Annotated in this window: 21 protein-coding genes; 11 read left to right on the forward strand and 10 right to left on the reverse strand. The window is 71.6% G+C overall.

From position 1 onward, the window contains the following. Window positions 1-346: 346 nt before the first annotated feature. Together ACIRR9_RS16910 and ACIRR9_RS16915 are read left to right on the forward strand one after the other, a co-directional pair. Entirely contained in the window at window positions 347-2,140 is a 1,794-nt protein-coding gene (locus ACIRR9_RS16910) for a glycoside hydrolase family 3 protein (RefSeq protein ID WP_403751894.1), read from the forward strand. A gap of 115 nt (window positions 2,141-2,255) precedes the next feature. Next, the gene (locus ACIRR9_RS16915) at window positions 2,256-2,870 is read left to right on the forward strand and encodes a hypothetical protein (RefSeq protein ID WP_403751896.1); all 615 of its coding nucleotides are present in this window, start codon (window positions 2,256-2,258) and stop codon (window positions 2,868-2,870) included. Window positions 2,871-2,903: 33 nt separating this feature from the next. Here ACIRR9_RS16915 and ACIRR9_RS16920 read toward each other — a convergent pair whose 3' ends face one another. From ACIRR9_RS16920 to ACIRR9_RS16930, 3 genes are all read right to left on the reverse strand, one after another. Next, window positions 2,904-3,296 carry a hypothetical protein gene (locus tag ACIRR9_RS16920; RefSeq protein ID WP_403751898.1) on the reverse strand — a complete coding sequence of 131 codons (393 nt, stop codon included), beginning with the start codon at window positions 3,294-3,296 and terminating at the stop codon, window positions 2,904-2,906. A 159-nt stretch (window positions 3,297-3,455) separates the two neighbouring features. After that, complete coding sequence (locus tag ACIRR9_RS16925) at window positions 3,456-7,202, reverse strand: ABC transporter ATP-binding protein (protein ID WP_403751900.1); 3,747 nt, start codon at window positions 7,200-7,202, stop codon at window positions 3,456-3,458. A gap of 171 nt (window positions 7,203-7,373) precedes the next feature. After that, window positions 7,374-7,829, reverse strand: coding sequence for a MarR family winged helix-turn-helix transcriptional regulator (locus ACIRR9_RS16930; RefSeq protein ID WP_403751902.1), 456 nt, complete (start codon window positions 7,827-7,829; stop codon window positions 7,374-7,376). A gap of 80 nt (window positions 7,830-7,909) precedes the next feature. Here ACIRR9_RS16930 and ACIRR9_RS16935 point away from each other — a divergent pair, with 80 nt between their 5' ends. Continuing rightward, window positions 7,910-8,749, forward strand: coding sequence for an alpha/beta fold hydrolase (locus ACIRR9_RS16935; protein WP_403751904.1), 840 nt, complete (start codon window positions 7,910-7,912; stop codon window positions 8,747-8,749). Between the two features lie 142 nt (window positions 8,750-8,891). Here ACIRR9_RS16935 and ACIRR9_RS16940 read toward each other — a convergent pair whose 3' ends face one another. Further along, window positions 8,892-9,767 (reverse strand): PhzF family phenazine biosynthesis isomerase, encoded by an 876-nt coding sequence (locus tag ACIRR9_RS16940; protein ID WP_403751906.1) that lies wholly within the window; start codon window positions 9,765-9,767, stop codon window positions 8,892-8,894. A 116-nt stretch (window positions 9,768-9,883) separates the two neighbouring features. On the opposite strand from ACIRR9_RS16940, the gene ACIRR9_RS16945 reads away from it, so the two are divergent. Both ACIRR9_RS16945 and ACIRR9_RS16950 read left to right on the forward strand, forming a co-directional pair. Continuing rightward, the gene (locus ACIRR9_RS16945) at window positions 9,884-10,732 is read left to right on the forward strand and encodes a serine hydrolase (RefSeq protein ID WP_403751908.1); all 849 of its coding nucleotides are present in this window, start codon (window positions 9,884-9,886) and stop codon (window positions 10,730-10,732) included. A gap of 53 nt (window positions 10,733-10,785) precedes the next feature. After that, window positions 10,786-11,826 carry an esterase-like activity of phytase family protein gene (locus tag ACIRR9_RS16950; RefSeq protein ID WP_403751910.1) on the forward strand — a complete coding sequence of 347 codons (1,041 nt, stop codon included), beginning with the start codon at window positions 10,786-10,788 and terminating at the stop codon, window positions 11,824-11,826. Between the two features lie 73 nt (window positions 11,827-11,899). Here the strand turns inward: ACIRR9_RS16950 and ACIRR9_RS16955 are convergent, their stop codons facing one another. Next, window positions 11,900-12,685, reverse strand: coding sequence for a calcium-binding protein (locus ACIRR9_RS16955; RefSeq protein ID WP_403751912.1), 786 nt, complete (start codon window positions 12,683-12,685; stop codon window positions 11,900-11,902). A gap of 215 nt (window positions 12,686-12,900) precedes the next feature. On the opposite strand from ACIRR9_RS16955, the gene ACIRR9_RS16960 reads away from it, so the two are divergent. The 4 genes from ACIRR9_RS16960 (at window position 12,901) to ACIRR9_RS16975 (ending at window position 16,960) form a co-directional block, all read left to right on the forward strand. Then, window positions 12,901-15,252 (forward strand): ArnT family glycosyltransferase, encoded by a 2,352-nt coding sequence (locus tag ACIRR9_RS16960; protein ID WP_403752318.1) that lies wholly within the window; start codon window positions 12,901-12,903, stop codon window positions 15,250-15,252. A gap of 137 nt (window positions 15,253-15,389) precedes the next feature. Continuing rightward, window positions 15,390-16,196 carry an endonuclease I family protein gene (locus ACIRR9_RS16965; RefSeq protein WP_403751914.1) on the forward strand — a complete coding sequence of 269 codons (807 nt, stop codon included), beginning with the start codon at window positions 15,390-15,392 and terminating at the stop codon, window positions 16,194-16,196. A gap of 138 nt (window positions 16,197-16,334) precedes the next feature. Beyond that, the gene (locus ACIRR9_RS16970) at window positions 16,335-16,691 is read left to right on the forward strand and encodes a peptidase inhibitor family I36 protein (RefSeq protein WP_403751916.1); all 357 of its coding nucleotides are present in this window, start codon (window positions 16,335-16,337) and stop codon (window positions 16,689-16,691) included. A 26-nt stretch (window positions 16,692-16,717) separates the two neighbouring features. After that, the gene (locus tag ACIRR9_RS16975) at window positions 16,718-16,960 is read left to right on the forward strand and encodes a DUF6210 family protein (protein ID WP_403751918.1); all 243 of its coding nucleotides are present in this window, start codon (window positions 16,718-16,720) and stop codon (window positions 16,958-16,960) included. Between the two features lie 5 nt (window positions 16,961-16,965). Here the strand turns inward: ACIRR9_RS16975 and ACIRR9_RS16980 are convergent, their stop codons facing one another. Genes ACIRR9_RS16980 through ACIRR9_RS16990 form a run of 3 tightly spaced genes read right to left on the reverse strand, consistent with a single transcriptional unit; the run spans window position 16,966 to window position 21,143 of the window. Further along, window positions 16,966-18,651, reverse strand: a complete 1,686-nt coding sequence (locus tag ACIRR9_RS16980; RefSeq protein ID WP_403751920.1) for a thiamine pyrophosphate-binding protein — start codon at window positions 18,649-18,651, stop codon at window positions 16,966-16,968. After that, window positions 18,648-19,616 carry an agmatinase gene (speB, locus tag ACIRR9_RS16985; protein WP_365344127.1) on the reverse strand — a complete coding sequence of 323 codons (969 nt, stop codon included), beginning with the start codon at window positions 19,614-19,616 and terminating at the stop codon, window positions 18,648-18,650. The genes ACIRR9_RS16980 and speB overlap by 4 nt, the downstream gene beginning before the upstream one ends. Window positions 19,617-19,673: 57 nt before the next feature. After that, a complete protein-coding gene (locus ACIRR9_RS16990; RefSeq protein WP_403751922.1) occupies window positions 19,674-21,143 on the reverse strand; it encodes a sodium:solute symporter in 1,470 nt (489 codons plus the stop codon). Between the two features lie 130 nt (window positions 21,144-21,273). On the opposite strand from ACIRR9_RS16990, the gene ACIRR9_RS16995 reads away from it, so the two are divergent. After that, on the forward strand, window positions 21,274-22,827 hold the full coding sequence (locus tag ACIRR9_RS16995) for a helix-turn-helix domain-containing protein (protein WP_403751924.1): 1,554 nt from the start codon (window positions 21,274-21,276) through the stop codon (window positions 22,825-22,827). Between the two features lie 65 nt (window positions 22,828-22,892). Next, window positions 22,893-23,681 (forward strand): phosphatase, encoded by a 789-nt coding sequence (locus ACIRR9_RS17000; protein WP_403751926.1) that lies wholly within the window; start codon window positions 22,893-22,895, stop codon window positions 23,679-23,681. Between the two features lie 129 nt (window positions 23,682-23,810). Here the strand turns inward: ACIRR9_RS17000 and ACIRR9_RS17005 are convergent, their stop codons facing one another. Next, window positions 23,811-24,131, reverse strand: a complete 321-nt coding sequence (locus tag ACIRR9_RS17005; RefSeq protein WP_403751928.1) for a hypothetical protein — start codon at window positions 24,129-24,131, stop codon at window positions 23,811-23,813. Window positions 24,132-24,254: 123 nt separating this feature from the next. Further along, window positions 24,255-24,911 (reverse strand): hypothetical protein, encoded by a 657-nt coding sequence (locus tag ACIRR9_RS17010; protein ID WP_403751929.1) that lies wholly within the window; start codon window positions 24,909-24,911, stop codon window positions 24,255-24,257. Between the last annotated feature and the right edge of the window lie 5 nt (window positions 24,912-24,916).

Consider the following 24,916-nt stretch of genomic DNA (forward strand, 5'->3'; position numbering starts at 1 on the left):
TTCGATGCGTGCGGGCCGGTGGGGGCTGGTCACGCAGTTCCCCGCGCCCCTGAAAGACGGGGCGCGCTTCACTCGCGTTCCTCAAAACCCACCGGCACCGAATTACGGAAATCCGCCCCCTGCCGGGAACCCACCCCTTCCTCCTCCCGTCCAAGGCCCAGGCTGTCGGAAGAGTCTCCGTGGTGTGGTGTCGGCCCTCGCTGCTGGCTGCGATCGCTGACCTACCCTCTCCGCCGCACCACGGCCGCCGGCCCGCCGCCATCGACGTGCCCCCCTCCAATGCGCCGATGGCGGCCCCTTTCCCGTTAACGTGCGTTTCAGCGGTTCCCCACCAAAAGGAGCGCATATGCCCTCCAGACGCACCGTTCTGGCCGCGACCGCGGGCGTCACCGCGGGACTGGCCGTCGGCGCCGGCGCGTACGCCCTCGGCTCCGACGACACGAAGCTCCGCTCCCTCATCTCCCGGATGAGCCTGGAGGAGAAGGTCGGCCAGCTGTTCGTGATGCGGTTCTACGGCCACTCGGCCACCGACCCGGACCAGGCCGACATCGACGCCAACCTCAAGGAGATCGGCGTCCGCACCGCCGCCGAGCTGATCGCGAAGTACCGGGTCGGCGGGATCATCTACTTCACCTGGACGCACAACACCCGCGATCCGCGGCAGATCGCCGACCTCTCCAACGGGATCCAGCGGGCGTCGCTGGCGCAGCCGCGCGGTCTGCCCGTGCTCATCGCCACCGACCAGGAGCACGGCGCCGTCTGCCGGATCGGCAGGCCCGCGGCCCTCTTCCCGGGCGCGATGGCGATCGGGGCGGGCGGCTCGCGTGCCGACGCCCGCACCGTGGGCCGGATCTCCGGCACGGAACTGCGGGCGATGGGCGTCCTCCAGGACTACTCCCCCGACGCCGACGTCAACGTGAACCCGGCCAACCCGATCATCGGCGTGCGGTCCTTCGGCGCCGATCCGGACGCGGCCGGCGCGCTGGTCGCCGCCGAGGTGGCGGGGTACCGGGCCGCAGGGGTCGCGGCGACCGCCAAGCACTTCCCGGGGCACGGCGACACCGCCGTGGACAGCCACACCGGTTTCCCGGTCATCACCCACAGCCGGGAGCTGTGGGAGAAGCTGGACGCGGTGCCGTTCCGGGCGGCGGTCGAGGCCGGCGTCGACTCGGTCATGACCGCGCACATCCAGTTCCCGGCCCTGGACGGCTCCGGTGACCCGGCCACCCTCTCCCACCCCGTCGTCACCGGCATCCTGCGCGGCGAACTCGGCTACGACGGGGTCGTGGTGACCGACTCGCTCGGCATGGCGGGCGTACGGACCAAGTACGGCGACGACCGCGTGCCCGTGCTCGCCCTCAAGGCCGGCGTCGACCAGCTTCTCGACCCGCCCGCCCCGGACGTCGCCTGGAACGCCGTCCTGAAGGCCGTACAGGGCGGGGAGCTGACCGAGTCCCGGCTGGACGAATCGATCCTCCGGATCCTGCGGCTGAAGTCCCGGCTGGGGCTGCTGGACCGGCCGTACGTCCAGGCCAAGGACGTCGGCCGGGTGGTCGGCACGGCGCAGCACCTCGCCGCCGCCGACCGTATCGCCGAGCGGACGACGACCCTGCTGGTGAACGAGGGCGGCCTGCTCCCCCTCTCCCGCCGTACCCACGGCAAGGTGCTGGTCGTCGGCGCCGACCCGGCCTCCCCGTCCGGCACGACGGGCCCGCCCACCGGCGTGCTCGCCGCCGCCCTCACCGAACTCGGCTTCTCCGCGAGCGCGTTGTCCACCGGTACGGAACCCTCCGCCGAGGCCGTGGACAAGGCGGTCGCGGCGGCGCGGGGGGTGGACGCGGTCGTCGTCGGCACGTACAACGTGACGGCGGGCAGCGGACAGCAGCGGCTCGTGGAGCAACTCCTCGCCACCGGGCGGCCGGTGGTGGCGGTGGCCGTGCGCAATCCGTACGACGTGGCCCAACTGCCCGCCGTCAAGGCCTTCCTGGCCTCGTACTCCTGGACCGACGTCGAACTGCGTGCCGCCGCCCGGGTGATCGCGGGCCGGGTCGCGCCGCGCGGAAAGCTGCCGGTGCCGGTGCAGCGGGCGGACGTTCCGGCGCAGGTGCTGTACCCCATCGGTCATGGGCTGACGTACTAGACGTACGTAACGGACCGGGCGTAACACCCTCAATGGGCGGAAAGCCTCCCGCACAGCTGGCGTGGACCGTGGTCGCGGGCCACGCTGGCTGAGGGGCCGGCCCGGGGGGATTGGCATGCGAGCGAGACGTTCTGTGAGGGTGCCGCTGGCGCTCGCGGCCGCCCTGCTGCTCGCCGGATGCCGGCTGACCTCGTCCGGGGAGCCGGCGGGCAGCGCCCGGTCGACGGCGGATCCGCCGGTGTCCGGGTACGGCGAGCGGTTCCTCGCGGTCGACGAGTGCAGCTCCTTCGGGACCGCCGGCTTCACCGAGGTGCCCTGCACCAGCGAACGGGCGGCGGCCCGGGTCGTGGCCCGGTACGACGGCAGCATCGCCGACGGGCCGCTGTGCCCGGGTACCACCGACTTCGTGCTGCACATCAGCGCCCAGCGCACCGGTGGCGGGACCGGTGCCGGAACGATCCCGCGGGGCTACGCCTGTATGCGCAACCTGGAGCCGCCGCACCCCGGCGATCCCGGTGGGGGCGGTGGGCCACGCACCATCGTCGGCGACTGTGTGTACGGCTCGGGCCGCGGCCAGGTCCGCGAGACCGCCTGCGACGGCTCGGGGAAGCGGAAACCGCAGTACAAGGTGGTACGGGCGGTGACCTCCCGGGCCGGCTGCCCGGCGTCGACGGCCCTGTACGTCCAGCTCGGCGGGGAACGGCCGGTGGGCTGCGCCCGCCCGGTGTGAACGTCCGAAGTCAGCCCCGGCCCGATCCGCGCCTCAGCACAGGATCCAGCCCGAGCTCACCGAACTGCGCCCCACCGAGCCCTTCACCCACACACACCGGTGCCCGGCGTGCACCGTCACCGGACCCGCGCGATGGCGGAACTGACCCTTGTCGACGACCGGGCGGTTGCCGCGGGCCTGGATGCTGACGGACATGGCGCGCTGGGCGTCGGAGCCGCCGGCAATGGTCATCGCACAGACATAGCCGCCCTGCCGGTAGACGTGCACGACGCCGGTGGCGAAGGGCATCGTCCACACCTCGCGCCCGGCGCAGCTGCCGGCCGTGGCGGCCTGGGCCTCGGCCGGTGCCGCGAGGGCGAGCGCCCCGGAGGCGGCCAGCGCGGCCGCGCCGAGCGCCAGCCACCGACGTACAGGGCCACTGTCCACAGTCGTCCCCTCCCGTACCGCAGTTGTGCACCATCCATGGACGTACTGATGTACGGACGCAGAACGTATGTCGGATGGTTGCACGACCGTCAGCGAGACCGGACAGGCGGGAGTTGCTCCTCACCGCCGTCCGCACGGCCGACCGCCGAGCCGGGTCCCTCAGCCGGCCACGCCCACCGGCTCCTCCGGCTCCTCGGCCTGGCCGATGAAGGTGCGCCACAGCTCGGCGTACCGGCCGTCGCGGGCCAGCAGCTCGTCGTGCGTGCCGTCCTCCACGACCCGGCCGTGGTCCATGACCACGACCCGGTCGGCGCGGGCGGCCGTGGTGAGCCGGTGGGCGACCACGAGCGTCGTACGGCGGCCCGCGAGGCGGTCGGTGGCCAGGTTGACCTGGGCCTCCGTCGCCAGGTCCAGGGCCGCCGTCGCCTCGTCGAGGAGGAGGACGTCGGGGTCGACGAGTTCGGCGCGGGCGAGGGCGATCAGCTGGCGCTGGCCCGCCGAGAGGTTGCGGCCGCGCTCGGCCACCTCGTGGAGGTAGCCGCCGTCGAGGGTGGCGATCATCTCGTGGGCGCCGACCGTGCGGGCCGCCGCCTCCACCTCGGCGTCGGTGGCCTCCGGCCGCCCGTAGGCGATGGCGTCCCGGACGGTCCCCGGGAAGAGGTACGCCTCCTGCGGGACGACCCCGAGCCGGTGCCGGTACTCGGTGAGTTCGAGGGTGCGCAGATCGGTGCCGTCGACCGTGACCCGGCCGCCCGTCGGGTCGTAGAACCGCGCGACCAGCTTGACGAGGGTCGACTTCCCGGCACCCGTCTCGCCGACGAAGGCGACCGTCTGCCCGGCCGGGATGGCCAGGTCGATGCCGCCCAGGGCCTCCTCGTCGTTGCCGTACGCGAAGTGCACGTCCTCGAAGGCGATCTCGCCGCGCAGGGACGGGACCTCGCGGGGCCGGTCGGCGGCCTGCGTCGACGTCGGCTCGCGCAGCAGCTCCTGGATGCGGCCCAGCGAGACGGTCGCCTGCTGGTAGCCGTCGAAGACCTGGGAGAGCTGCTGGACGGGCGCGAAGAACAGGTCGATGTAGAGGAGGTACGCGACCAGTGCGCCGGTGGTGAGGGTGGCCGCCTCGACCCGGTGCGCACCCGCGATCAGGACGCTCGCCGCGGCGACCGAGGACAGCAGCTGGACGAACGGGAAGTAGACCGATATCAGCCACTGGCCCCGGATACGGGCCTTGCGGTAGCTCTCGCTGCGCTCAGCGAAGCGCCGGGAGCCGTCCCGCTCCCGGCGGAAGGCCTGCACGATCCGGAGCCCCGACACCGACTCCTGGAGGTCGGCGTTGACCACCGACACCCGCTCCCGGGCGAGCTCGTACGCCTTCACGCTGGCCCGGCGGAAGAAGAAGGTCGCGACGATCAGCGGGGGCAGGGTGGTGAAGACGACGAGCGCGAGCTGTACGTCGATCACCAGCAGGACGACCATGATGCCGAAGAAGGTGACGACCGAGACGAAGGCGGTGACCAGCCCCGTCTGCAGGAAGGTCGAGAGGGCGTCGACGTCGGTCGTCATCCTCGTCATGATCCGGCCGGTCAGCTCCCGCTCGTAGTAGTCGAGTCCGAGCCGCTGGAGCTGGGCGAAGATCTTCAGGCGCAGCGAGTAGAGGACCCGCTCGCCGGTGCGGCCGGTCATCCGGGTCTCGCCGATCTGCGCCGCCCACTGGGCGAACACCGCGACCAGCGCCAGCAGCGAGGCCGCCCAGACCGCGCCGAGCGCCATCCTGCTGACGCCCTGGTCGATGCCGTGCCGGATCAGGATCGGCAGGAGCAGGCCCATGCCGGCGTCGACGGCGACCAGGCCGAGGCTGGCGAGGAGGGGCGGCCCGAAGCCGCGCAGCAGGCGGCGCAGGCCGTAGGAGTCCTCGGGGCGTACGGCACGCGCCTCGTCGATGTCGGGGGTGTCGGTGGCCGGGGGCAGCGCGTCGACCTGGGCGAGCAGTTCCGGGGTGGCCGGGGTGCCGGAGAGGGCAGGGTCCCGGGGGGTGCGGTCACCGCTCCACAGCCGCGGGGTCACCCCGCGCTCGGCGTCGAACTCGGCGTCCAGCTCGTCGCGTACGGACGTGTCCTCGCGCGGGACGGCGGGCAGCGCGTGTCCCGGGGAGACCCCACCGAGCTCGTCGGGGTCGGTGAGCAGCCGCCGGTACAGGGCGGACCGCTCCTGGAGTTCGTCGTGGGTGCCGATGTCGGCGAGCCGGCCGCCGTCGAGGACGGCGATGCGGTCGGCGAGGTTGAGGGTGGAGCGGCGGTGCGCGATGAGCAGGGTCGTACGGCCCTGCATGACGTGTTTGAGCGCCTCGTGGATCTCGTGCTCGACACGGGCGTCGACGGCCGAGGTGGCGTCGTCGAGGACGAGCAGGCGGGGGTCGGTGAGCAGGGCGCGGGCGAGGGCGACACGCTGGCGCTGGCCGCCGGAGAGGGTGAGGCCGTGTTCGCCGACGGTGGTGTCGTAGCCGTCGGGCAGCTCGGAGATGAAGCGGTCGGCCTGGGCGGCGCGGGCGGCGGCGAGGATCTCGTCCTCGGTCGCGTCCGGGCGGCCGTAGGCGATGTTGTTCCGGACCGTGTCCGAGAAGAGGAACGAGTCCTCGGGGACCAGGCCGATCGCGGCGCGCAGCGAGTCGAGCGTCAGCTCGCGCACGTCGTGGCCGCCGATCAGGACGGCGCCGTGGGTGACGTCGTAGAAGCGGGGCAGCAGCAGGGAGACCGTGGACTTGCCGGAGCCGGAGGAGCCGACGACGGCGAGGGTCTCGCCCGGCCGTATCTCGAAGCTCAGCCCGGTCAGAACCGGGCGGGTTTTGCCGGGGGCGCGGTCGTACCCGAAGGACACGTCGTCGAACTCGACCGTCGCGGGTGCGTCGGCGGGCAGGACCTTGGTGCCCTCCTCCATGGTCGGGCGGGTGTCGATCAGCTCCAGGACGCGCTCGGTGCCGGCGCGGGCCTGCTGGCCGACGGTGAGGACCACGGCGAGCATCCGGACCGGGCCGACCAGCTGGGCGAGGTAGGAGGAGAAGGCGACGAAGGTGCCGAGGGTGATGTGGCCGCGGACGGCCAGCCAGCCGCCCAGCGCCAGCATGGCGACCTGTCCGAGGGCCGGGACGGCCTGCAGTGCCGGGGTGAACCTGCTGTTCAGCCGTATCGTCCGCAGCCGCCCGGCGAACAGCTTCCGCCCGACCTCCCGCAGCTTCCCGGTCTCCTGCTCCTCCTGCCCGAACCCCTTGACCACCCGCACACCGCTCACGGCGCCGTCGACCACGCCGGCGACCGCGGCGGCCTGGGCCTGGGCGTACCAGGTGGCCGGGTGGAGCTTGCTGCGGCTGCGCTTGGCGATCCAGTACAGGGCCGGGGCGACGGCGAGGGCGACCAGGGTGAGCGGCGGCGACAGCCAGGCCATGATCGCGAGGGAGAGCAGGAAGAGGAGGACGTTGCCGATGGTCATCGGCAGCATGAAGAGGAGCCCCTGGATGAGCTGGAGGTCGCTGGTGGCCCGGCCGACCACCTGGCCCGTGGACAGCTCGTCCTGGCGCCGTCCGTCGAGCCGGACGATGGTGTCGTACATCTCCGTCCGCAGGTCCTGCTGGACGTCGAGGGCGAGCCGGCCGCCGTAGTAGCGGCGGACGTAGGTGGCGGCGTAGACGAGGACGGCGGCCGCGATCAGGGCGCCGGCCCACGGCCCCATGGACCGGCTGTGGTCGCCGATCACATCGTCGATGATCACCTTGGTGACGAGGGGCACGACGGCCAGTACGGCCATGCCGGCCAGCGAGGAGCCGAGCGCCAGCACGACGTCCCTGGGGTGCCGCCAGGCATACCCCGCCAGCCTGCGCGCCCAGCCCTGCTGCTCCCCCTGTTGCGCTGCCACGCGGTAGCCCTCCGTTCGCCCTGGTCTTCCGCATGGTCACAACACGAACGGAACCGGATTTCATCCCTCCGCAACAAAACTCGGCCGGAGGTCGGAGGGGTCGGTCCCGGGACCTAGGGCCCGGGGCGGCCGCGGATCAGGCCCTGGCCGCCAGTTCGACGAGGTACCGGGTCAGGCCGAACGCGCCTTCCCGGTGGACTCCAGTACCGCGGTCAGAAAGCGGCGTACCGTCTCCAGCTCGTCCGCCTCGAACCCCTCCGCGGCCACCACCACCTCGCCGATCACCGGTCCGAAGAAGGCCCAGCCGAGTTCCATGGCCTTCTCCTCCACCTCCAGGAACACGCGGCGCCGGTCGGCCGTGTCCCTGCTGCGCCGGACCAGTCCGAGCCGCTCCAGCCGGTCCACGAGGGCGGTGGTCCCGGCGGAGTTCAGGCGCAGTTGCCCGCCGAGCCACCCGGGCGTGGCACGGGTACCGGCCCGCGCCGCGTCCAGCAGGTGGATCAGCGCCCGCACATCCGTGGGATGCAGCCCGCGACGCGCGGCGAACTCGGCGCCGAGCAGGTCGAACTCCACGGTGACCGCGCGCAGCAGGTGAACCAGCCGCATCGCCGGGCTCTGCTCGTCCATGCACCCTCCTCGGGCCCCGCGGATGCTTCGGATCCGCGCAGTAATATCTCGCTCATCGAGATTATCGCTCGGCGAGAGGAATGCCCGTGTCCTTGCCCGCCTTCGACCGCGCCTACGACGAGCTTCGCGCCCGCTGGCCCGAGTCCACCGAGGAGCGAGACGTCGCCACGCCCTACGGACCCACCCGGGTCCATGTGTACGGCCCGGCGGGCGGCAGCCCGCTGGTACTGCTGCCCGGCGGCTCCTCCACCGGCCTGGTCTGGTTCGCCAACGCACCCGCCCTCGGCGAGCGACACCGCGTCCATGCGGTCGATCTGCTGGGCGACGCCGGCCGTACCGAACGCAGGGGCACCCCGTTGAGGAGCGCCGACGATCTCATGGCCTGGCTGGATGCGCTGCTGGACGGGCTCGGGCTCGCCCGCACCCAGCTGTGCGGCCACTCGTACGGCGCCTGGCTGGCCGTCCGGTACGCACTGCACGCTCCCCAGCGGATCGACCGCCTCGCGCTCGTCGACCCCACCCAGGTCTTCGCCGGGTTCCGCCCCGGCTACCTGATACGCGCGCTGCCCACCCTGATCCGCCCGAGCGAGGCCCGCGCCAGCGCCTTCCTGGCCTGGGAGACGGCGGGCACCAACCCGGACGAGACCTGGCAGCGCCTCTACGCGCTGGCCACCGCCACTCCCGGCCGCAAGATCGTCGCCGGCGGCCGCCCCCGGACCGCCGACCTCCGTATGCCGGTCCTGGTCCTGCTCGCGGAGCACAGTCGCGCCCACCACGCCGTCAAGGTCGCCGACAGGGCCCGCCGGACACTCCCGCAGGCCGAGGTGGCACTGCTCCCCCGGGCCACCCACCACTCCCTGCCCCTCACCGCACCGGAGCAGCTGAACGACCGGCTGTTGGACTTCCTGGACCGACAGTGAGCGCGGAAGTCCCCCGCACCCCGAAGGAGCGCCGGGGGACCCCCGGCCGAAGGCTGGGGGACGTACTGCGCGACCAGCCACGACGGCGCCGCAGACGACCGACGGCGCGGCGCGGCACGGCACGTTCCGCGGAGCGGAGCGCTCAGCCGATACGGGCCCCCGTGCCGGCCACCCGGACGCGCGGGTCGCCCTGGTGCAGGGTCACCGTGAGTTCGCCGGGGCGGCCCAGGTCCTCGCCCTGGTGGAGGGTGAGGACGGCGGCCTCGGGGACCAGGCCCAGCTCGCGGACGTACGCGCCGAACGCCGCGGCCGCCGCGCCGGTCGCCGGGTCCTCGACGACCCCGCCGACGGGGAACGGGTCACGGACGTGGAAGACGGTGGCTGACTCCCGCCACACCAACTGGACCGTGGTGAGGTCCAGTCGGTGCATGAGGGCTTCGAGGCCCGCGAAGTCGTAGGCGAGGTCGGCGAGTCGGGCGCGGGTCGCCGCCGCGAGCACGAGGTGGCGGGCACCGGCGAACGCGATCCGGGGCGGGAAGGCCGGGTCGAGGTCGGCGGCCGGCCAGTCGAGCGCGGCCAGCGCCTCCGCGAGGTCCGCCTCGGCGATCTCCTCGACGTGCGGCTCGACACTGGTGAGCGTGGCCGTGACCGTCCCGCCCTCCTCGGCCACCACCACCGGAACGGTGCCCGCGCGCGTCGCGAACACCAGCTCCCCGGGGCCGATCCGCTCGGCGAGCGCGACGGCGGTCGCCACGGTGGCGTGCCCGCAGAACGGCACCTCGGCCTTCGGGCTGAAGTAACGGATGGTGTACGCCCGTCCGTCCGCGCCGCCGAGGCCCTCCGGCGGCGCGGTGAGGAACGCGGACTCCGAGTATCCGAGGTCGGCGGCGATGGCCAGCATGTCGTCGTCGTCCAGACCGGCTGCGTCCAGTACGACACCGGCGGGGTTGCCGCCTTCGGGGACACCGGAGAAAGCGGTGTAGCGCAGCACCTCGGGCCGTGGCAGGTTCGTCGTCATACTCGCGGTAACGAGGGGCGGGGCCGCGGGTGTTCCCGGTGACGGCTGGCAAATGACTCGTCAAAATCACCAACACTCGTACAACCTTTCAGGCGAACTGGTGAGTCATTCCGGGCATGACTCACCGGATACCCAGACGCGCCAGAGCGCTGGCAGCGGTCGTCGGCGGGGCCGCGCTCGCCGCGGGCGTGGCCGCCGCGCCCGCCTCCGCCGCCACGCCGACCGTCAGCTGTACGTCCGCGAAGGCAGCCCTCGCCGCGAAGTTGAAGACGGACATCACGGCGGCCCTGGCGAACCGCAAGGGAACCGTCGCCGTCGGACTGTACGACCGGTCGACGAAGACGACCTGCACGCTCCGCTCCACCACGCACTACGACTCGGCCAGCACGGTCAAGGTGACCGTCCTCGCCACGCTGCTGTGGGACGCGAAGAAGCACAACCGCTACCTCACGACCACCGAGCAGTCGCTCGCCAAGGCCATGATCACCAAGTCCGACAACGACGCGACCTCGAAACTGTGGAAGCAGCTCGGCCTGACGAAGATCAAGGGCTTCCTGGCCGCCGCCGGGATGACCCAGACGACCCCGGGCGCGAACAACTACTGGGGGCTGACCCAGATCGACGTGCACGACGAGCAGAAGCTGCTCGCGCTCGTCACCGCCAAGAACACCGTGCTGAGCGACAATTCACGGGCCTACATCCTCAAGCTGATGGGGCAGGTCATCTCGTCCCAGCGGTGGGGCACTCCGTACGGCGTCCCGTCCGGCGTCTCGGTGCACGTCAAGAACGGCTGGCTGCAGCGCTCCACGCACGGCTGGCGGGTGCACAGCCTCGGCACCTTCAGCGGCGGCGGGCACGACTACCAGATGACCGTGCTGACCCAGGACAACAGCACGATGCAGTACGGCATCAACACGATCCAGGCCGTCGCGAAGGTCGTCCACAAGGACCTCGCCGCGAGCTGAGCCTTCATGAACGGGCCGCCCGCCCGTCACCGTCGCGTCCTACGGTGACCTGCATGCGCCTGCGAACCGTACTCGCCACCGTCACCGCCGGCCTGGCGGCGGCCACCTGTCTGTCCGCCGCCGGGGCCGCCGACGCGGTCACCGCCGACACGGCCACGGCCAACGCCTGTTCGTCCTCGGTCTCCATCGACGGCTTCTCCGACGCCCTCGACAAGACGACCTTCGGCGGATACTTCGTCGGCAACCTCTCCGCGCTCGCCGTGGACAAGGACGGCTCCCTCGCCGCCCTCGCCGACCGGTCCTACCTCTTCGACCTGGACGCGAAGACGCTCGCGCCGAAGTCGGTCGTGGGACTCGCCGACGAGAAGGGCGCGGCGCTCGACTCCGAGGGCCTGGCCGTGGACCGGGACGGCACCCGGCTCGTCACCTCCGAGACCGAACCGTCCGTCCGCCGCTACTCGGTGGACGGCAGGATCCTGGACCGGCTCCCGGTGCCGGCCTCGCTGCTGGTGTCCCCCGCCGGACGGGCGACGGGCAACCAGACCTTCGAGGGCCTGACCCTCCTGAACGGCGGCCGCACCCTGCTGGCCTCCATGGAGGACGCGATCTCCGGCGACACCCCCGGAATCGTCCGCTTCCAGACCTGGCAGCGCGGCAAGGGCGACCACTTCAGGCTGTCGGCCCAGTACGCCTACCGCACCGACGACCCGGCCCTCGGCGTCCCCGAGGTGCAGGCGCTGCCCGACGGCCGGCTGCTCGTCCTGGAGCGCGGCTTCACCTCCGGCGTCGGCAACACCGTCCGGCTCTTCCTGGCCGACCCGCAGCACGCCACGGACACCAGCGGCATCGAGAACCTGACGGGCCAGTCGGGCGTCCACCTGATCAGGAAGACGCTGCTCACGGACATCGCGACCTGCCCGTCCCTGGGCGCCACGGCCAGGCAGCCGCAGCCCAACCCGCTCCTCGACAACATCGAGGGCATGGTGGTCACGGGCCGCGAGAAGGGCCGTTACAAGGTCCTCCTGGTCAGCGACGACAACCAGAACGCCGCCCAGACGACCCGCTTCTACCGGCTGTCGGTCCGCGTGCGCTGACCGGCCGGCACACCGCCGGGGGCCGCTCCCGCCATGGGCGGAAGCGGCCCCCGGGGCCATGCTCGCCACACGGCTAGCGGACGTCCACGTAGTCGCCGGTCGCGGTGGACGGCGCGGTCGACGCCGTGCCCGCGAAGACGTAGCGGAACCAGCCGTCGCGGGAGGCGGTGACCGTCGTCCTCAGGTTGCCTGTCGAGTTGGTCCTGACGGTCTTCACCGTGGTGTAGGTGCTGCTGCCCTTCTTGCGGAACTGCAGCTTCACCGGCTGGCCGGCATAGCCGTGGTTCTTGTTGTCGTCCCAACTGGCCCGGGAGAGCTTGCCGGTGACCGTGATGGCCTTGCCCTTCTTCACCGGCTCCGGCGAGGCGTCGACCGTCAGCGACGACTGGCGCTGCACCTTGAACGTGGCGGCCGCGTCCCGGTGGATGTAGTCGTGGTCGTTGGCGGTGACCAGCGTGCGGAGGTTCCAGGTGGCCGCCGCGCTGTTGCCGACGAAGCCCACCGCCGCCTGCGGGTCGAACGTCAGCGTGCCCGTGCAGGTCGACGTGGTGGCGCTCACCTTGACACAGGTGATGTCGCCGTCGTCGTACCAGATCTGCGCGAAGTTCGGGTTCGGGCCGACGGCGTAGATGTACGAGGTCTCGGCGATGCCCGAATCGTCCGAGGCGGTCACGGAGACCTTGGCGGTCACCGCCCTGGTGGTACCGACCACGACCGGCTTGCCGCCGTTGACGACGACCTTGTCGATCGTGATGTTGCCCGCTCCGCCGTCGGCCGCCTGGGCGACGGTGGCACCGGTCGCCGTGGCGACGAGTGCGGCGCTGGTGCCGAGCAGGGCGAGGCGCGTGGTCGCGCGCATGGACATTCCCCCCGGAAGTCTCTGATCGAGCGGTCTGATCGATCACAGGGACCCTATAGCTTTGGCCAAGGAATCACCATGTGATTATCGGCGGGAGCGGCGTGACGGTCGGCGGAAGCGGCCCCGGGGCCCTTCTTACCGACATCTCATCCACACACAGGCTGCTCCCAGGATCAGCACAGCGCTCCCTCATGGCGCCGCTGCATGTTGGGATGGTGACATCTGCCACCGATCCCACCCCCCACACGACCGTGTCCCCCGACTGGGCCCCGCCCACGGCGACCCCCGCGGGCACCCTGCCGGACAGGGCACCGCGCTGGTCGCTGCCCGCATTGATCGCGATCCTGATCCTGGCGGCGGTGCTCTACTCCTGGAACCTCACCGGTTCCAGCATGAACACCTTCTACAGCGGAGCCATCTGGGCCGGCACGAAGAGCTGGAAGGCCTGGTTCTTCGGATCGCTCGACCCGGGGAACTTCCTGACCGTCGACAAGCCGCCGTTCGCGACCATGGTCATGAGCCTGTCGAGCCGGATCTTCGGCTTCGGCACGTGGCAGATGATGGCACCGCAGGTCGTGGCCGCCCTCGCCACGATCTGGATCCTGCACTCCACCGTGAAGCGGGTGTGGGGCCACGGCGCGGCGACCGTCGCCGCGCTGGTGCTGGCGCTGACCCCGATCACCGTCGCCATCAACCGCGACAACAACCCCGACACCCTGCTGGTCTTCCTCATGGTGTCGGGCGCGGCGCTCGCGTTCCGGGCGACCCGTGACGAGAAGCTGCTGTCGTTGCTCGGCTCGGCCGCGTGCTTCGGTCTCGCCTTCAACACCAAGCTGCTCGCGGGCTGGATCGCGCTCCCGGCCGTCTTCGCGCTCTACCTCTACGCGTCGAAGGCGTCGTGGGCGAAGCGGGCCGTCAACCTCGCTCTCGCCGCGGTCGTCCTGGCCGTCTCCAGCTTCTGGTGGGCGATCGCCGTCTCCCTGGTCCCGGCCTCCGACCGCCCGTACATCGGCGGCTCGACGGACGGCTCCGCCTGGGACCTGATCATGGGTTACGACGGTCTCGGCCGCGTCTTCGGCGGCGAGGGCAACGGCGGAGGCGGCGGTGGCGGAGGCGGCGGCTTCTCCGGCTCCTCGGGCCTCGGCCGGATGTTCAACGACATCCTCGGCGGCCAGATCTCCTGGCTGCTCCCCTTCTCGGCCATCGCGCTCATCGGCGGCCTGGTGCTGTGCGGGCGCGCCCCGCGCACCGACCTGAGGCGCATGGCGCTGGTCCTCTGGGGCGGCTGGACCCTGCTCCACTACGTGATCTTCGCGACCGCGCAGGGCACCATGCACCCGTACTACACGACCGCGCTCGCCCCCGGCATCGCGGTGCTGTGCGCCGGCGGTGGTGTGATGCTGCTGGACGCGTTCCGCAACGACAAGCGGTGGATCTGGGTCCTCCCGGCCGCCTTCGGCGTCACCGGTATCTGGGCGATCGTCCTGCTCCGTCGCGCGTCGAGCTGGAACACCTGGCTGTGGCCGACGATCGGCGTGCTGACCGTGGCCGGCATCGTGGGCATGATCCTGTTCCGCTCGGGTAACCGGGCCCGGCTGCTGACGGCCTCGCTGGCGGCGGCCGTGGTCGCGGCCCTGGCGGGTCCGACGGCGTACGCCGCCTCGCCCGCCTTCGGTTCCTCCAGCGGCATGATGGGCGGCACCAACCCGACGGCCGGCCCCTCCACGGGCAACGGCATGGGCGGCGGCCCCGGCGGGGGCGGCGGCAACCGGAGCGGCGGCTTCCCGGGCGGCGGCGAGATGCCGGGCGGCACCCAGCAGGGCGGCGGCCAGAACAGCCAGGCCGGCGGCGAGATGGGCGGCGGCTTCCCGGGCGGTACCAACGGCGAGGCCCCGGGCGGCGGCATGACCGGCCAGGCTCCCGGCGGCACGGGCACCGGCACCGGCGGCGGCCAGATGACGCCCGGCGGCGGCACCGGCGAACTCCCGAGCGGCGGCACCGGAAGCGGTGAACTGCCCGGCGGCACCGGCGAGATGCCCGGCGGCACCGGCTCCGGCAGCACGCGCGGCGGCTTCGGCGGCGGCATGGGCGGCGGCGGCATGGGCGGCGGTGTCTCCAGCGACCTGATCGCCTACCTCAAGAAGCACATGGACGGCGCCACCTGGCTGCTGGCCGTCTCCAACTCCCAGTCCGCGGCGCAGATCGAGCTGAGCACGCAGGAGCCCGTGATCTCCATGTGGGGCTTCACCGGATCCGACGACGCGATGACCGTCGCCAAGCTGAAGGAACTGGTGAAGGCGGGCAAGCTGCACTACATCCAGGTCGGCGGCGGGATGGGCGGCGGCATGGGCGGCAACAACTCCGTCAGCTCCGCGGTGACCGCGTGGGTGGAGAAGCACGGCACGGCGGTCAAGGAGAGCGCGTACAGCAAGAGCACGACGAGCGGCTCGACTTCGAACTCGACCTCGAAGTCCAAGTCGAACTCGACGTCCTCGAAGTCCTCGGACTCCTCCTCGCAGAGCAGCACTTCGTCGCTCTACCGGCTGGACCCGTCGGACGTGAGCTGACGTAGTCCCACCCTCGCAGAGGCCCCCGACCACTCGGTCGGGGGCCTCATTTTACGTCCCGTTTACCTGAATGTCCTCATGTTCATGTCACCCTCCTTCTTGCCGCCTCATCAACCCGCGTAGATGGGAAACTCTTTATGCTGGCGACACGCATCCGGCGCTGGAAGTCGGTGGCCCTGACGACCACCGCCGTCATGGTCGGCCTGACCGCCCCGGCGCTGACGGCGACTCCGGCCGCCGCCACGACGACCGCGTACGACTCGACGTACTACAAGAACGCGATCGGCAAGACGGGTACGAGCCTCAAGTCGTCCCTGCACACGATCATCAGCTCGAACGTCACGAAGCTGTCGTACTCGGCTCTCTGGGACGCCCTGAAGAAGACCGACCAGGACCCGAACAACAGCAGCAACGTGATCCTGCTGTACTCGGGCATCTCGCGCAGCAAGTCCCTCAACGGCGGTGACAGCGGCGACTGGAACCGTGAGCACGTGTGGGCGATCTCGCACGGCGACCTCACCACGTCCACCGGCCCGGGCACGGACCTGCACCACATCCGTCCCGAGGACGTGGCGGTCAACGGCAAGCGCGGCAACCTCGACTTCGACGAGGGCGGCTCCACCTTCACCAACAGCGGTGGCAGCAAGGTCGACTCGGACTCCTTCGAGCCCCGCGACGCGGTCAAGGGCGATGTGGCCCGCATGATCCTCTACATGGCCGTGCGCTACGAGGGCGACGACGGCTTCGCGAACCTGGAGCCCGACGACAAGGTCAACAACGGCTCCAACCCGTACATCGGCAAGCTCTCGGTCCTCAAGCAGTGGAACGACGAGGACCCGCCGGACTCCTTCGAGGAGAACCGCAACCAGGTCATCTACGACACCTACCAGCACAACCGGAACCCGTTCATCGACCACCCGGAGTGGGTCGACGCGATCTGGTAGGCGGGCCGGTCGTACTACTTCCCTCACACAGGTGAAGTCGATCTTGGTCTCGGGCGTGTCCGAGTGATCGCCCAGGAGCATGGGGACACCCCGGCGGTTCCGCCGGGGTGTCCCCAACTCCCTTTTCCGGAGAGCCCCGTGAAGCTTCGCACCTGGTCCCTCGGCGCCGTCCTCGCGCTGACCGCACTCGTCGTCCCCGTGCAGAGCGCCTCCGCACACGCGGCCGCCGCGCCCTCCTGTCCCGACGGCTCGGTGTGCTTCTGGAGCGGTGAGGGCTTCGGCGGGGACTACTGGGAGTGGACGGCCCGCAGCGGCTACCGCGACCTGCCGCCGAACCTCCACGACAACGTCGGTTCCTTCGTCGCCGCCACCCGCGCCTGCTTCGTCAACTGGGACCCCCAGGAGAAGCGCGACGTCTACAACGGCGACTGGCGCTCCCAGTACGGCGGCGACTTCGGCGGCCGCATGGACGGGGTGAGCCCGGGGGGCTGCTGATCGCCTCGTATGCCACGCTTCCTGTCATGGCTGAGGCGGACGACAACCGGCGATACATCTCCCTGGACCCGGACGGCACGGGCTCGGGCCGAGGCTGGATGTTCGTCGTGGTCGCCGCCTTCCACCTCTACGGCTCCGCGAACCAGGACGATCTCTACCCCGCGCGCCTCGCCCTCGACGAGACCCGCCTCGCCGATGTCGACGAGGCGTGGGTCCCGGTCGTGACGCCCGACGGGCCTGGCGTGCTCGTGTGGGAGAACTCCGACTGAGCCGGTCAGCCCAGATGCGTCGGCGCGAACATCCGTAGCAGGGCCGGGAGTACGACCACGGAGGGGCCCGGTGCGGCGAGGGCCTTCGCCAGGTCGGGCTCCAGGTTCTCCGGGGTCGTACGAACCCCGGGGACCCCGAAGGACTCGGCGAGGGCCACGTAGTCCGGGCGGGTCAGTTCCGTCGCCGTGGCCTGGCCGAAGGCGTCGGTCATGTACTCGCGCAGGATGCCGTAGCCGCCGTCGTCGACGATCAGCCAGGTGACGTTCAGTCCGTACTGCTTCGCCGTCGCCAGTTCCGCGATGGAGTAGAGGGCTCCGCCGTCTCCCGACACCGCAAGGACCGGGCGGGTCGGGTCGGCGGCCGCCCCGCCCAGCGCCGCCGGGAAGCCGTAGCCGAGGCCGCCGGCGCCCTGGGCCGAGTGCAGGTGGTTGGGGCCCTTGGCGTCGAAGGCCGACCAGGCCCAGTAGGCGAGGATCGTCATGTCCCAGAAGGACGGGGAGTCCGCCGGGAGGGCCCTGCGGATCGACGCCAACAGGTCCTGTTCCAGGGTGAGTTCCTGGGCGGCGATGCGGTCGGCGACCTTCGACAGCAGGGTCCGTACGCGGGCCGGGGCCTCGGGGTCCTCCCGGGGCGTCACCGTCTCCAGCAGGGCCTGGAGGGCGAGGCGGGCGTCCGCGTGGATGCCCAGCGCCGGGTGGTTGGACTCCAGCTTGCCGAGGTCCGCCTCGATCTGGACGACCCGGCCGCGCGGCTTGAACGTGTGGTAGTTCGAGGAGAGTTCGCCGAGGCCCGAGCCGACCACCAGCAGGACGTCCGCGTCCTCCAGGAGGTCCGTGGTGTGGCGGTCCTCCAGCCAGGACTGGAGGGACAGGGGGTGCGTCCAGGGGAACGCGCCCTTGCCGCCGGGGGTCGTGACGACCGGCGCCTGGAGCGTCTCCGCCAGCCGGCGCAGCTTCTTCGACGCGTCCGCCCGTACCACTCCGCCGCCCGCGATGATCGCCGGGCGGGCCGCGCGCGACAGCAGGTCGGCCGCCACGGCGGTGAGTTCGGGGCGCGGCGGCAGCTCGTCCGGGGTGGCGTCCACCGCGGTCACCACCGGGAGCGCCGTCTCCGCGAGGAGCACGTCCTGCGGGATCTCCACCCACACCGGGCCGTGCGGAACCGTCAGCGCCGACTTCCAGGCCGCCGCGATCGCCGACGGGATCTGCGACTGGGTGCGGACGGTGTGGACCGACTTCACCACGCCCCGGAACGAGGCCGACTGGTCCGGGAGTTCGTGGAGATAGCCGTGGCGGCCGCCGCCCAGGCCGGCCGTCGGGATCTGGCTGCTGATCGCCAGCACCGGGGCGGAGGCGGCGGCCGCCTCCTGCAGCGCGGCCAGGGACGTCAGCGCGCCCGGGCCCGTCGACAGCAGCAGCGGGGCCGCCTCGCCGGTGATCCTGCCGTAGGCGTCCGCCGCGAAGCCCGCGTTGTTCTCCACCCGCAGCCCGATGTACCGCAGGTCCGAACGGCGCAGGGCGTCGAACATGCCGAGGGCGTGCTGGCCGGGGAGGCCGAAGACCGTCGTCGCGCCGAGCCCGGTCAGGGTCTCCACGACCAGGTCTCCGCCGTTGCGCCCGGCGGGCGGGTGGAGGGCTGCGGCCGTCTGCGCCTCGGTCGGGCGGAGCACCAGGTCGTGGTCGTGGGTCACTTCGAGCGCGCCTCGGCAATCTGTCGGGTCATGATCGTGGTCAGTTCGTACGCCGTGTGCGAGGCCGCCACCGACGTGATCTCGGCGTGGTCGTACGCGGGGGCCACCTCGACGACGTCCGCCGAGACCAGGTTGCAGGACGCCAGGCCGCGCAGGATCTCCAGGAGCTCCCTGGACGTCATACCACCGGCCTCCGGCGTCCCGGTGCCGGGGGCGTGCGCCGGGTCCAGGCAGTCGATGTCGATGGAGATGTAGAGGGGGCGGTCGCCGATGCGCTGGCGCAGCTGGTCGGCCACCTCGTCGGCGCCACGGCGGTAGATGTCCGCCGAGGTGACGATGCCGAAGCCCATCTTCTCGTCGTCGGTGAGGTCCTGCTTGCCGTACAGCGGCCCGCGGGTGCCGACGTGGGAGAGGGCGGAGGTGTCGAGGATGCCCTCCTCGACCGCCCGCCGGAACGGGGTGCCGTGGGTGTACTCGGCGCCGAAGTAGGTGTCCCAGGTGTCGAGGTGCGCGTCGAAGTGGAGGAGCGCGACCGGGCCGTGCTTCCTCGCGACACTGCGCAGCAGCGGGAGCGCGATGGTGTGGTCGCCGCCCAGGGTCATCAGCCGGGCGCCGGTGCCGAGGAGATCGTCCGCGGCCGCCTCGATGGTCTCGACGGCCTCGTTGATGTTGAAGGGGTTGACCGCGATGTCACCGCCGTCCGCCACCTGGGCCAGGGCGAAGGGGGACGCGTCCTGCGCGGGGTTGTAGGGGCGCAGCAGCCGGGACGCCTCGCGGATGGCGTTGCCGCCGAAGCGGGCGCCCGGCCGGTACGAGACACCGGAGTCGAACGGCACGCCGACGACGGCGACATCGGCGGTGCCGACCTCGTCGAGGCGGGGCAGCCGGGCGAAGGTCGCGGGACCCGCGTACCGGGGGATGCGGGAGGAGTCGACGGGGCCGCGGGGTGTCTCGTTGCTGCTCATGAGGGAATGCCTTCTTTCCTACGCTTCATCGCGTATGTACTGCTTCTGGCTACGACTTTACTGGTGGGCCGGGACCGGCTCGGACACGAGTTCGGGAGTGCCCCGGCCGGCGAGCCGCTCGCGCCAGTTCGCCAGCACGGCCGCGTCGGTCGGCTTCGTCGCCAGGGAGACGGCGACATAGGCGACGAGGGAGGAGAGGAGGCCGTAGTAGACGGGCTCGTTGGCGAGGATGCCGTACCCCGCCATCAGGCCGATCACCGCGAGGCCGCCGACGGTCACGGAGGCCAGGGCGCCCTGGACCGTGCCGCGCTTCCAGAGCAGTCCGCCGAGGATCGGGACGAGGAGACCGCCGACGAGCAGGTTGTACGCGACGGTCAGCGCCTCGACGACGTCGTTGAGGGCGATGGCCGTACCGATCACACCGATCCCCATGATCAGGATGAAGGCGCGGTTGCCCCGGACCTCGTCGTGGTCGCCGGAAGCGTCCTCGGACGTGACCTTCCCGCGCAGTCGCGACCAGATGTCGTTGTTGGCGACGGTCGCGCAGGCGATCAGCGCGCCCGAGGACGTGGACATCACGGCGGCCAGGGCGGCAGCCAGCACCAGCCCCCGCACACCGACCGGGAGTTCGTCCTTGACGATGGTCGCGAAGGCGTCGTCCGGGCTGCCCAGCTTCGGGTACAGCACCTTGGCCGCCGTACCGATCACCGCGCCGGCGAGGGCGTAGACCAGGCAGTAGGTGCCCGCGACCGTGCCGCCCCACTTCGCCGTCCGGTCGCCGCGCGCGGTGAAGACGCGCTGCCAGATGTCCTGCCCGATGAGCATGCCGAAGGTGTAGATGAGGACGTAGGTGAAGATCGTCTCGCCGCCGATGCCCAGCGGGTCGAAGTAGGAGGTCGGCAGCTTCGCCTTCATCGCGCCGAAGCCGCCCGCCTTCACCACCGCGATCGGGAGCAGGAGCAGCAGCACACCGATCGTCTTCACCACGAACTGGACCATGTCCGTCAGGGTGATCGACCACATGCCGCCGAGCGTCGAGTAGGCGACGACGATCGAACCGCCGAGGACGATCGCGAGGGTCCGGTTCATGTCGAAGAGGACGTCGAAGATCGTGGCGTACGCGATGGTCGAGGTGACGGCGAGCATGAGCGTGTACGCCCACATGACCACGCCGGAGATGACCCCGGCCCGGCCGCCGTAGCGCAGGTCGAGCATCTCGGAGACGGTGTAGACCTTGAGGCGGGCGATCCGGGCGGAGAAGAAGACGGAGAGGGCGAGCAGCCCGAGGCCGATGGTGAAGACCATCCACGCACCGGACAGCCCGTACTGGTACCCCAGCCCCACGCCACCGATGGTGGACGCGCCGCCGAGGACGATCGCGGCCATGGTGCCGGAGTACATGGCGGGCCCGAGCCTGCGCCCGGCCACCAGGAAGTCGCTCTTCGACCTGGCGCGGCGCATGCCGAACCAGCCCATCGCCAGCATGCCGGCGAGATAGAGGACGATCACGGTGTAGTCGACGGCCATAGGACCTCCCTCACTCGAATGAATCGGAGTCGCCGGCGGGTGACGGACACCGACACTAGGTGGCCGAAAGGCAACTGCGAAGTGTACGTTTCATCCATTCGATCCATGCGGGATGAAGGAAACGCACACCATGCCGGAGCCCGCTGTTCCCCCCACGCCCCCCACGCCCGCCGTGCCCCTCGCGGCTCTCCTGGCCCGCGAGGACCTCGCCCTGCGCCAGATCGCCGGGCCCTGTGACCCCTCCCTGGTGATCCACGCGGCGCACACCTCGGAGATGGCCGACCCGTACCCGTATCTGCTGGGCGGCGAGCTGCTGCTGACGGCCGGGGTGCACATCCCGGAGGCGGCCGGCTCGGGCACCTACTTCGACGACTATGTCTCCCGGATCGTCGCGGCGGGCGGCGCCGCCCTCGGCTTCGGCGTCGCGCCCGTGCACGACACGGTCCCGCGCGCCCTGGTCGCCGCCTGCGACACCTACGACCTGCCGCTCATCGAGGTCCCGCCGCAGACCAAGTTCTCCGCCGTCGCCCGCGCGGTCTGGCAGCTGCTGGCCCAGGCCCGCACGGCCGAGCTGCGCCGGGTCACCGAGGCCCAGCAGAGCCTCGCGGCAGCCGCCGCCCGCCCCGACCCGGTCCCCTCGGTCCTGCGCCAGCTTGCCGCCCGCCTCGGCGGCTGGACGGCGCTGTACGGCCCGGAGGGCACGGAGATCGCGTCGGCGGGCCGCGAGCCGGAAGCGCCGGTGCGCGTCGCCCTGACCGAGCTGGCGGAGGTCGTACGCCCCTCCGGCCCCGGCACCCCCACCTCCGCCACCCACGCCACCGCCAGCACCCACCTCGCGGCCTACGCCCTCGGCACCGGCTTCGCCCTCGGGGTGGCCACCCCGGCCCGCGAACCGGGCGACCACACCATCGCCTCGGTGGCGGCGGTCCTGCTCACCCTCCTCACAGGAGAGCAGCAGAGCGGCTCGGGCGCGGCCCGCACCAGCGCCCTGGTACGACTCCTGCTGGGCGGCACACCGGAGGAGGTGGCACCGCTACTGGGCAAAGTGGACCAGTGGTTCGTCGTACATGCCTGTGCGATCGAGCAGCGGAACATTGCCAGCCCAGGGGCACGGGGCCCTGTCGATATGCGGCTCCGCCGCGGGGCGCGACCAGCCACGAACCACCCGCACCCGCCCGACCTCCTGGCCGCCACCGCACTGGGCGCCGCACTGGGCTCGACTCTCATCGACCCCGCAGGGGAAGTCGTACGCGTCCTGGTCCCCGCAGACCGCGAACCCGGACCCCAGCCCGGCTGGACCCTCGGCGTCAGCGACGCGGTCCCCCCGGAGCAGTTGGCGCTCGCCGACACCCACGCGGCCCGCACCCTGGCCCGTGCCCGCGCCACCCGCGAACCCCTGCTGCGGCACGGGACCCGCCCCGCCCTCACCGACCTGGTCCCCCGCCGGGAGGCAGAGGCGCACGCCCGCACCCTGCTCGCCCCCCTCGCCGAACATCCCGCCCTCACCGAGACCCTGCGCACCTGGCTCTCCCTGCACGGCAGTTGGGACCGCACGGCGGTCGCGCTGGCCGTGCACCGCAACACCGTGCGGCAGCGCATCGCCCGCTGCGCGGCACTCCTCGGCGCCGAACTCGACGACCCGGACGTGCGGATGGAGCTGTGGTTCGCACTCCGTCAGGAGTGAGTGACCCACGTCCCAGCGCGCGATACGCAGGGGAATCGCACAGCGCCCTGCCCCACAATGGGGCCATGCCGATACCCGGGACACCCAGCCGCGCCGAGCTCGTCGAGCACCTTGTGAAGACCCGTATCGCGGGCGATGTCGCCACGCCCCGCGAGAACAACCTGCTCCACTACCGCAAGCTGGCCAACGGCGAGCGCAACTGGTGGCTGGGACTGGAACTCGGCGACCGCTGGAGCGACGAGCAGGACGTACTGGCCGTGATGGCCGAGCGGGTCGGGGTGAACGACGACGCCGAGTACCGGTACGGCCAGGACACCATCGACCCCGAGCTGACCGTGGACGGTCTGGAGCGGCTGGCGGCCCGGCTACGCAAGGCGGCCGAGGGGCGGCAGCGGGTGCTGTTCGCGACCGGTCACCCGGGCGGGCTGCTGGATGTGCACCGGGCGACGGCGGCCGCGCTGCGCACCGCGGGCTGCGAGATCGTGGTCATCCCGGACGGGCTGCAGACGGACGAGGGTTACGTCATGCAGTTCGCCGACGTGGCGGTGCTGGAGCACGGGGCGACGCTGTGGCACACCCACTCCGGGGAGCCGATGAAGGCGATCCTCGGCGGACTGGAGCGCGAGGGCCGTCCGCTGCCCGACCTGGTCGTCGCCGACCACGGCTGGGCGGGGTACGCGGCGCAGGCGGGCCTGGACTCGGTCGGCTACGCCGACTGCAACGACCCGGCGCTGTTCCTCGCCGAGGCGGAGGGCACCCTCCAGGTGGCCGTACCGCTCGACGACCATGTGCTGAGCCCGCGGTACTACGACCCGCTGACCGCCTATCTGCTGGCCGAGGCGGGACTGGTCTGACGGGCCGGTGCGTCGGACCGGTCCGACGTACCCGCCCGCCGTACCGATGTGCGGCCCCCGCAAGCGGGAGCCGCACATCGTGGCCTGGCCCTAGACCCTCAGTTGCTGGTCTGTTGACGCTCGGCCCGCTCAGCCGAAGCCGAACCCGTTGAAGCCGAGTCCGCCGAAGCCGCCGAAGCCGCCGAACCCGCCGAATCCGCCGGTGACGACGGTGGGGACGACCACGACGGGGACGACAGGAACGACGCCGACGAACCCGAAGTTGCGGAAACCGCAGCCGTTGTTGAACCCGCCGAACCGGGAGTTGCAGCCGAAGCCGCCGGTGACGACCGTCTGGTGAGAGGCGGGGGCCGCCGAAGCGGGACCCGCGGCGCCGATCGCGGCACCACCGGCCAGCAGCAGGCCGGCGGCGGACATCGCGGCGAGACGCCTCGCGCGCTGTACTCGCATGGGAAATACCTTTCTGCCGGACTTACGTCCGCTACGCGGCACGTCCGCTATGCGGCACATGCACTGTGCGGCATTTCACTCATAGAGCTTAATCTTGGACAAGCCGGACGGCACCCCGGACGATCACCGACCGTCATCCCCCGAGCTCACAGGCCCCGGAGTCGGGTCCAGATACACACGTCCGATCGCGGGGAACGCGGCCCGCAGCCGCTGCTCGGCCCGCTCGCACGCCCACCCGATCTCGGCCGCCGTCGACACGTCCCGGAAGTCCACCTTGGCGGCGACCAGCGCCTCGTGCGGCCCCTGCACCAGCGTGGTCAGCTCCAGTACGGCCACGATGTGCTCGGACTCCAGCAGCTCCGCGCGGATCCGCTCCCGTACGGACTTCGGCAGCGGCCGTCCGATGAGGAGCTCGGCGTTGGACCGGCCCAGCACCCAGGCGACGTACAGCAGGAGCAGGCCGATGAGGAGGGAGGCGAGGCCGTCCCAGGCGCCGGAGCCGGTGAGCTGGCCGCCGAGCAGGCCGCCGGCCGCGAGCACCAGGCCGACGAGCGCGGCCGAGTCCTCCATCACCACGGCCTTCACGGCGGTGTCGGGGCTGTACCGGAGGTAACGCTTGAACGGTGCCTCGACGCGGGCCGCCTCGGAGAGCATCGCGCTGGAGCCGCTGATCACCCCGGCGACCGCCTTGGCGAGGGCGATCCCGAGGTTGGCCGCGGCGGCGACGATCACCGTGAGGGTGCTCTCGCCGCCGCCGTTCTGTGTCCCTGCTTCCGTCACGCCCC

Origin of the sequence: Streptomyces sp. NPDC101234, from assembly GCF_044767525.1 — a bacterium.
GTDB lineage: Bacteria > Actinomycetota > Actinomycetes > Streptomycetales > Streptomycetaceae > Streptomyces > Streptomyces sasae.

What these genes read in the sequence shown, in the direction of transcription:
- ACIRR9_RS17000 (WP_403751926.1), top strand. Translation starts at nt 22,893, where the DNA reads ATGCCGATACCCGGGACACCCAGCCGCGCCGAGCTCGTCGAGCACCTT.
- ACIRR9_RS16940 (WP_403751906.1), bottom strand. Translation starts at nt 9,767, where the DNA reads ATGACGACGAACCTGCCACGGCCCGAGGTGCTGCGCTACACCGCTTTC.
- speB (WP_365344127.1), bottom strand. Translation starts at nt 19,616, where the DNA reads ATGAGCAGCAACGAGACACCCCGCGGCCCCGTCGACTCCTCCCGCATC.
- ACIRR9_RS16995 (WP_403751924.1), top strand. Translation starts at nt 21,274, where the DNA reads ATGCCGGAGCCCGCTGTTCCCCCCACGCCCCCCACGCCCGCCGTGCCC.
- ACIRR9_RS16935 (WP_403751904.1), top strand. Translation starts at nt 7,910, where the DNA reads ATGCCCGTGTCCTTGCCCGCCTTCGACCGCGCCTACGACGAGCTTCGC.
- ACIRR9_RS16965 (WP_403751914.1), top strand. Translation starts at nt 15,390, where the DNA reads ATGCTGGCGACACGCATCCGGCGCTGGAAGTCGGTGGCCCTGACGACC.
- ACIRR9_RS16915 (WP_403751896.1), top strand. Translation starts at nt 2,256, where the DNA reads ATGCGAGCGAGACGTTCTGTGAGGGTGCCGCTGGCGCTCGCGGCCGCC.
- ACIRR9_RS16950 (WP_403751910.1), top strand. Translation starts at nt 10,786, where the DNA reads ATGCGCCTGCGAACCGTACTCGCCACCGTCACCGCCGGCCTGGCGGCG.
- ACIRR9_RS16975 (WP_403751918.1), top strand. Translation starts at nt 16,718, where the DNA reads ATGGCTGAGGCGGACGACAACCGGCGATACATCTCCCTGGACCCGGAC.
- ACIRR9_RS16910 (WP_403751894.1), top strand. Translation starts at nt 347, where the DNA reads ATGCCCTCCAGACGCACCGTTCTGGCCGCGACCGCGGGCGTCACCGCG.
- ACIRR9_RS16945 (WP_403751908.1), top strand. Translation starts at nt 9,884, where the DNA reads ATGACTCACCGGATACCCAGACGCGCCAGAGCGCTGGCAGCGGTCGTC.
- ACIRR9_RS17005 (WP_403751928.1), bottom strand. Translation starts at nt 24,131, where the DNA reads ATGCGAGTACAGCGCGCGAGGCGTCTCGCCGCGATGTCCGCCGCCGGC.
- ACIRR9_RS16955 (WP_403751912.1), bottom strand. Translation starts at nt 12,685, where the DNA reads ATGCGCGCGACCACGCGCCTCGCCCTGCTCGGCACCAGCGCCGCACTC.
- ACIRR9_RS16990 (WP_403751922.1), bottom strand. Translation starts at nt 21,143, where the DNA reads ATGGCCGTCGACTACACCGTGATCGTCCTCTATCTCGCCGGCATGCTG.
- ACIRR9_RS16930 (WP_403751902.1), bottom strand. Translation starts at nt 7,829, where the DNA reads ATGGACGAGCAGAGCCCGGCGATGCGGCTGGTTCACCTGCTGCGCGCG.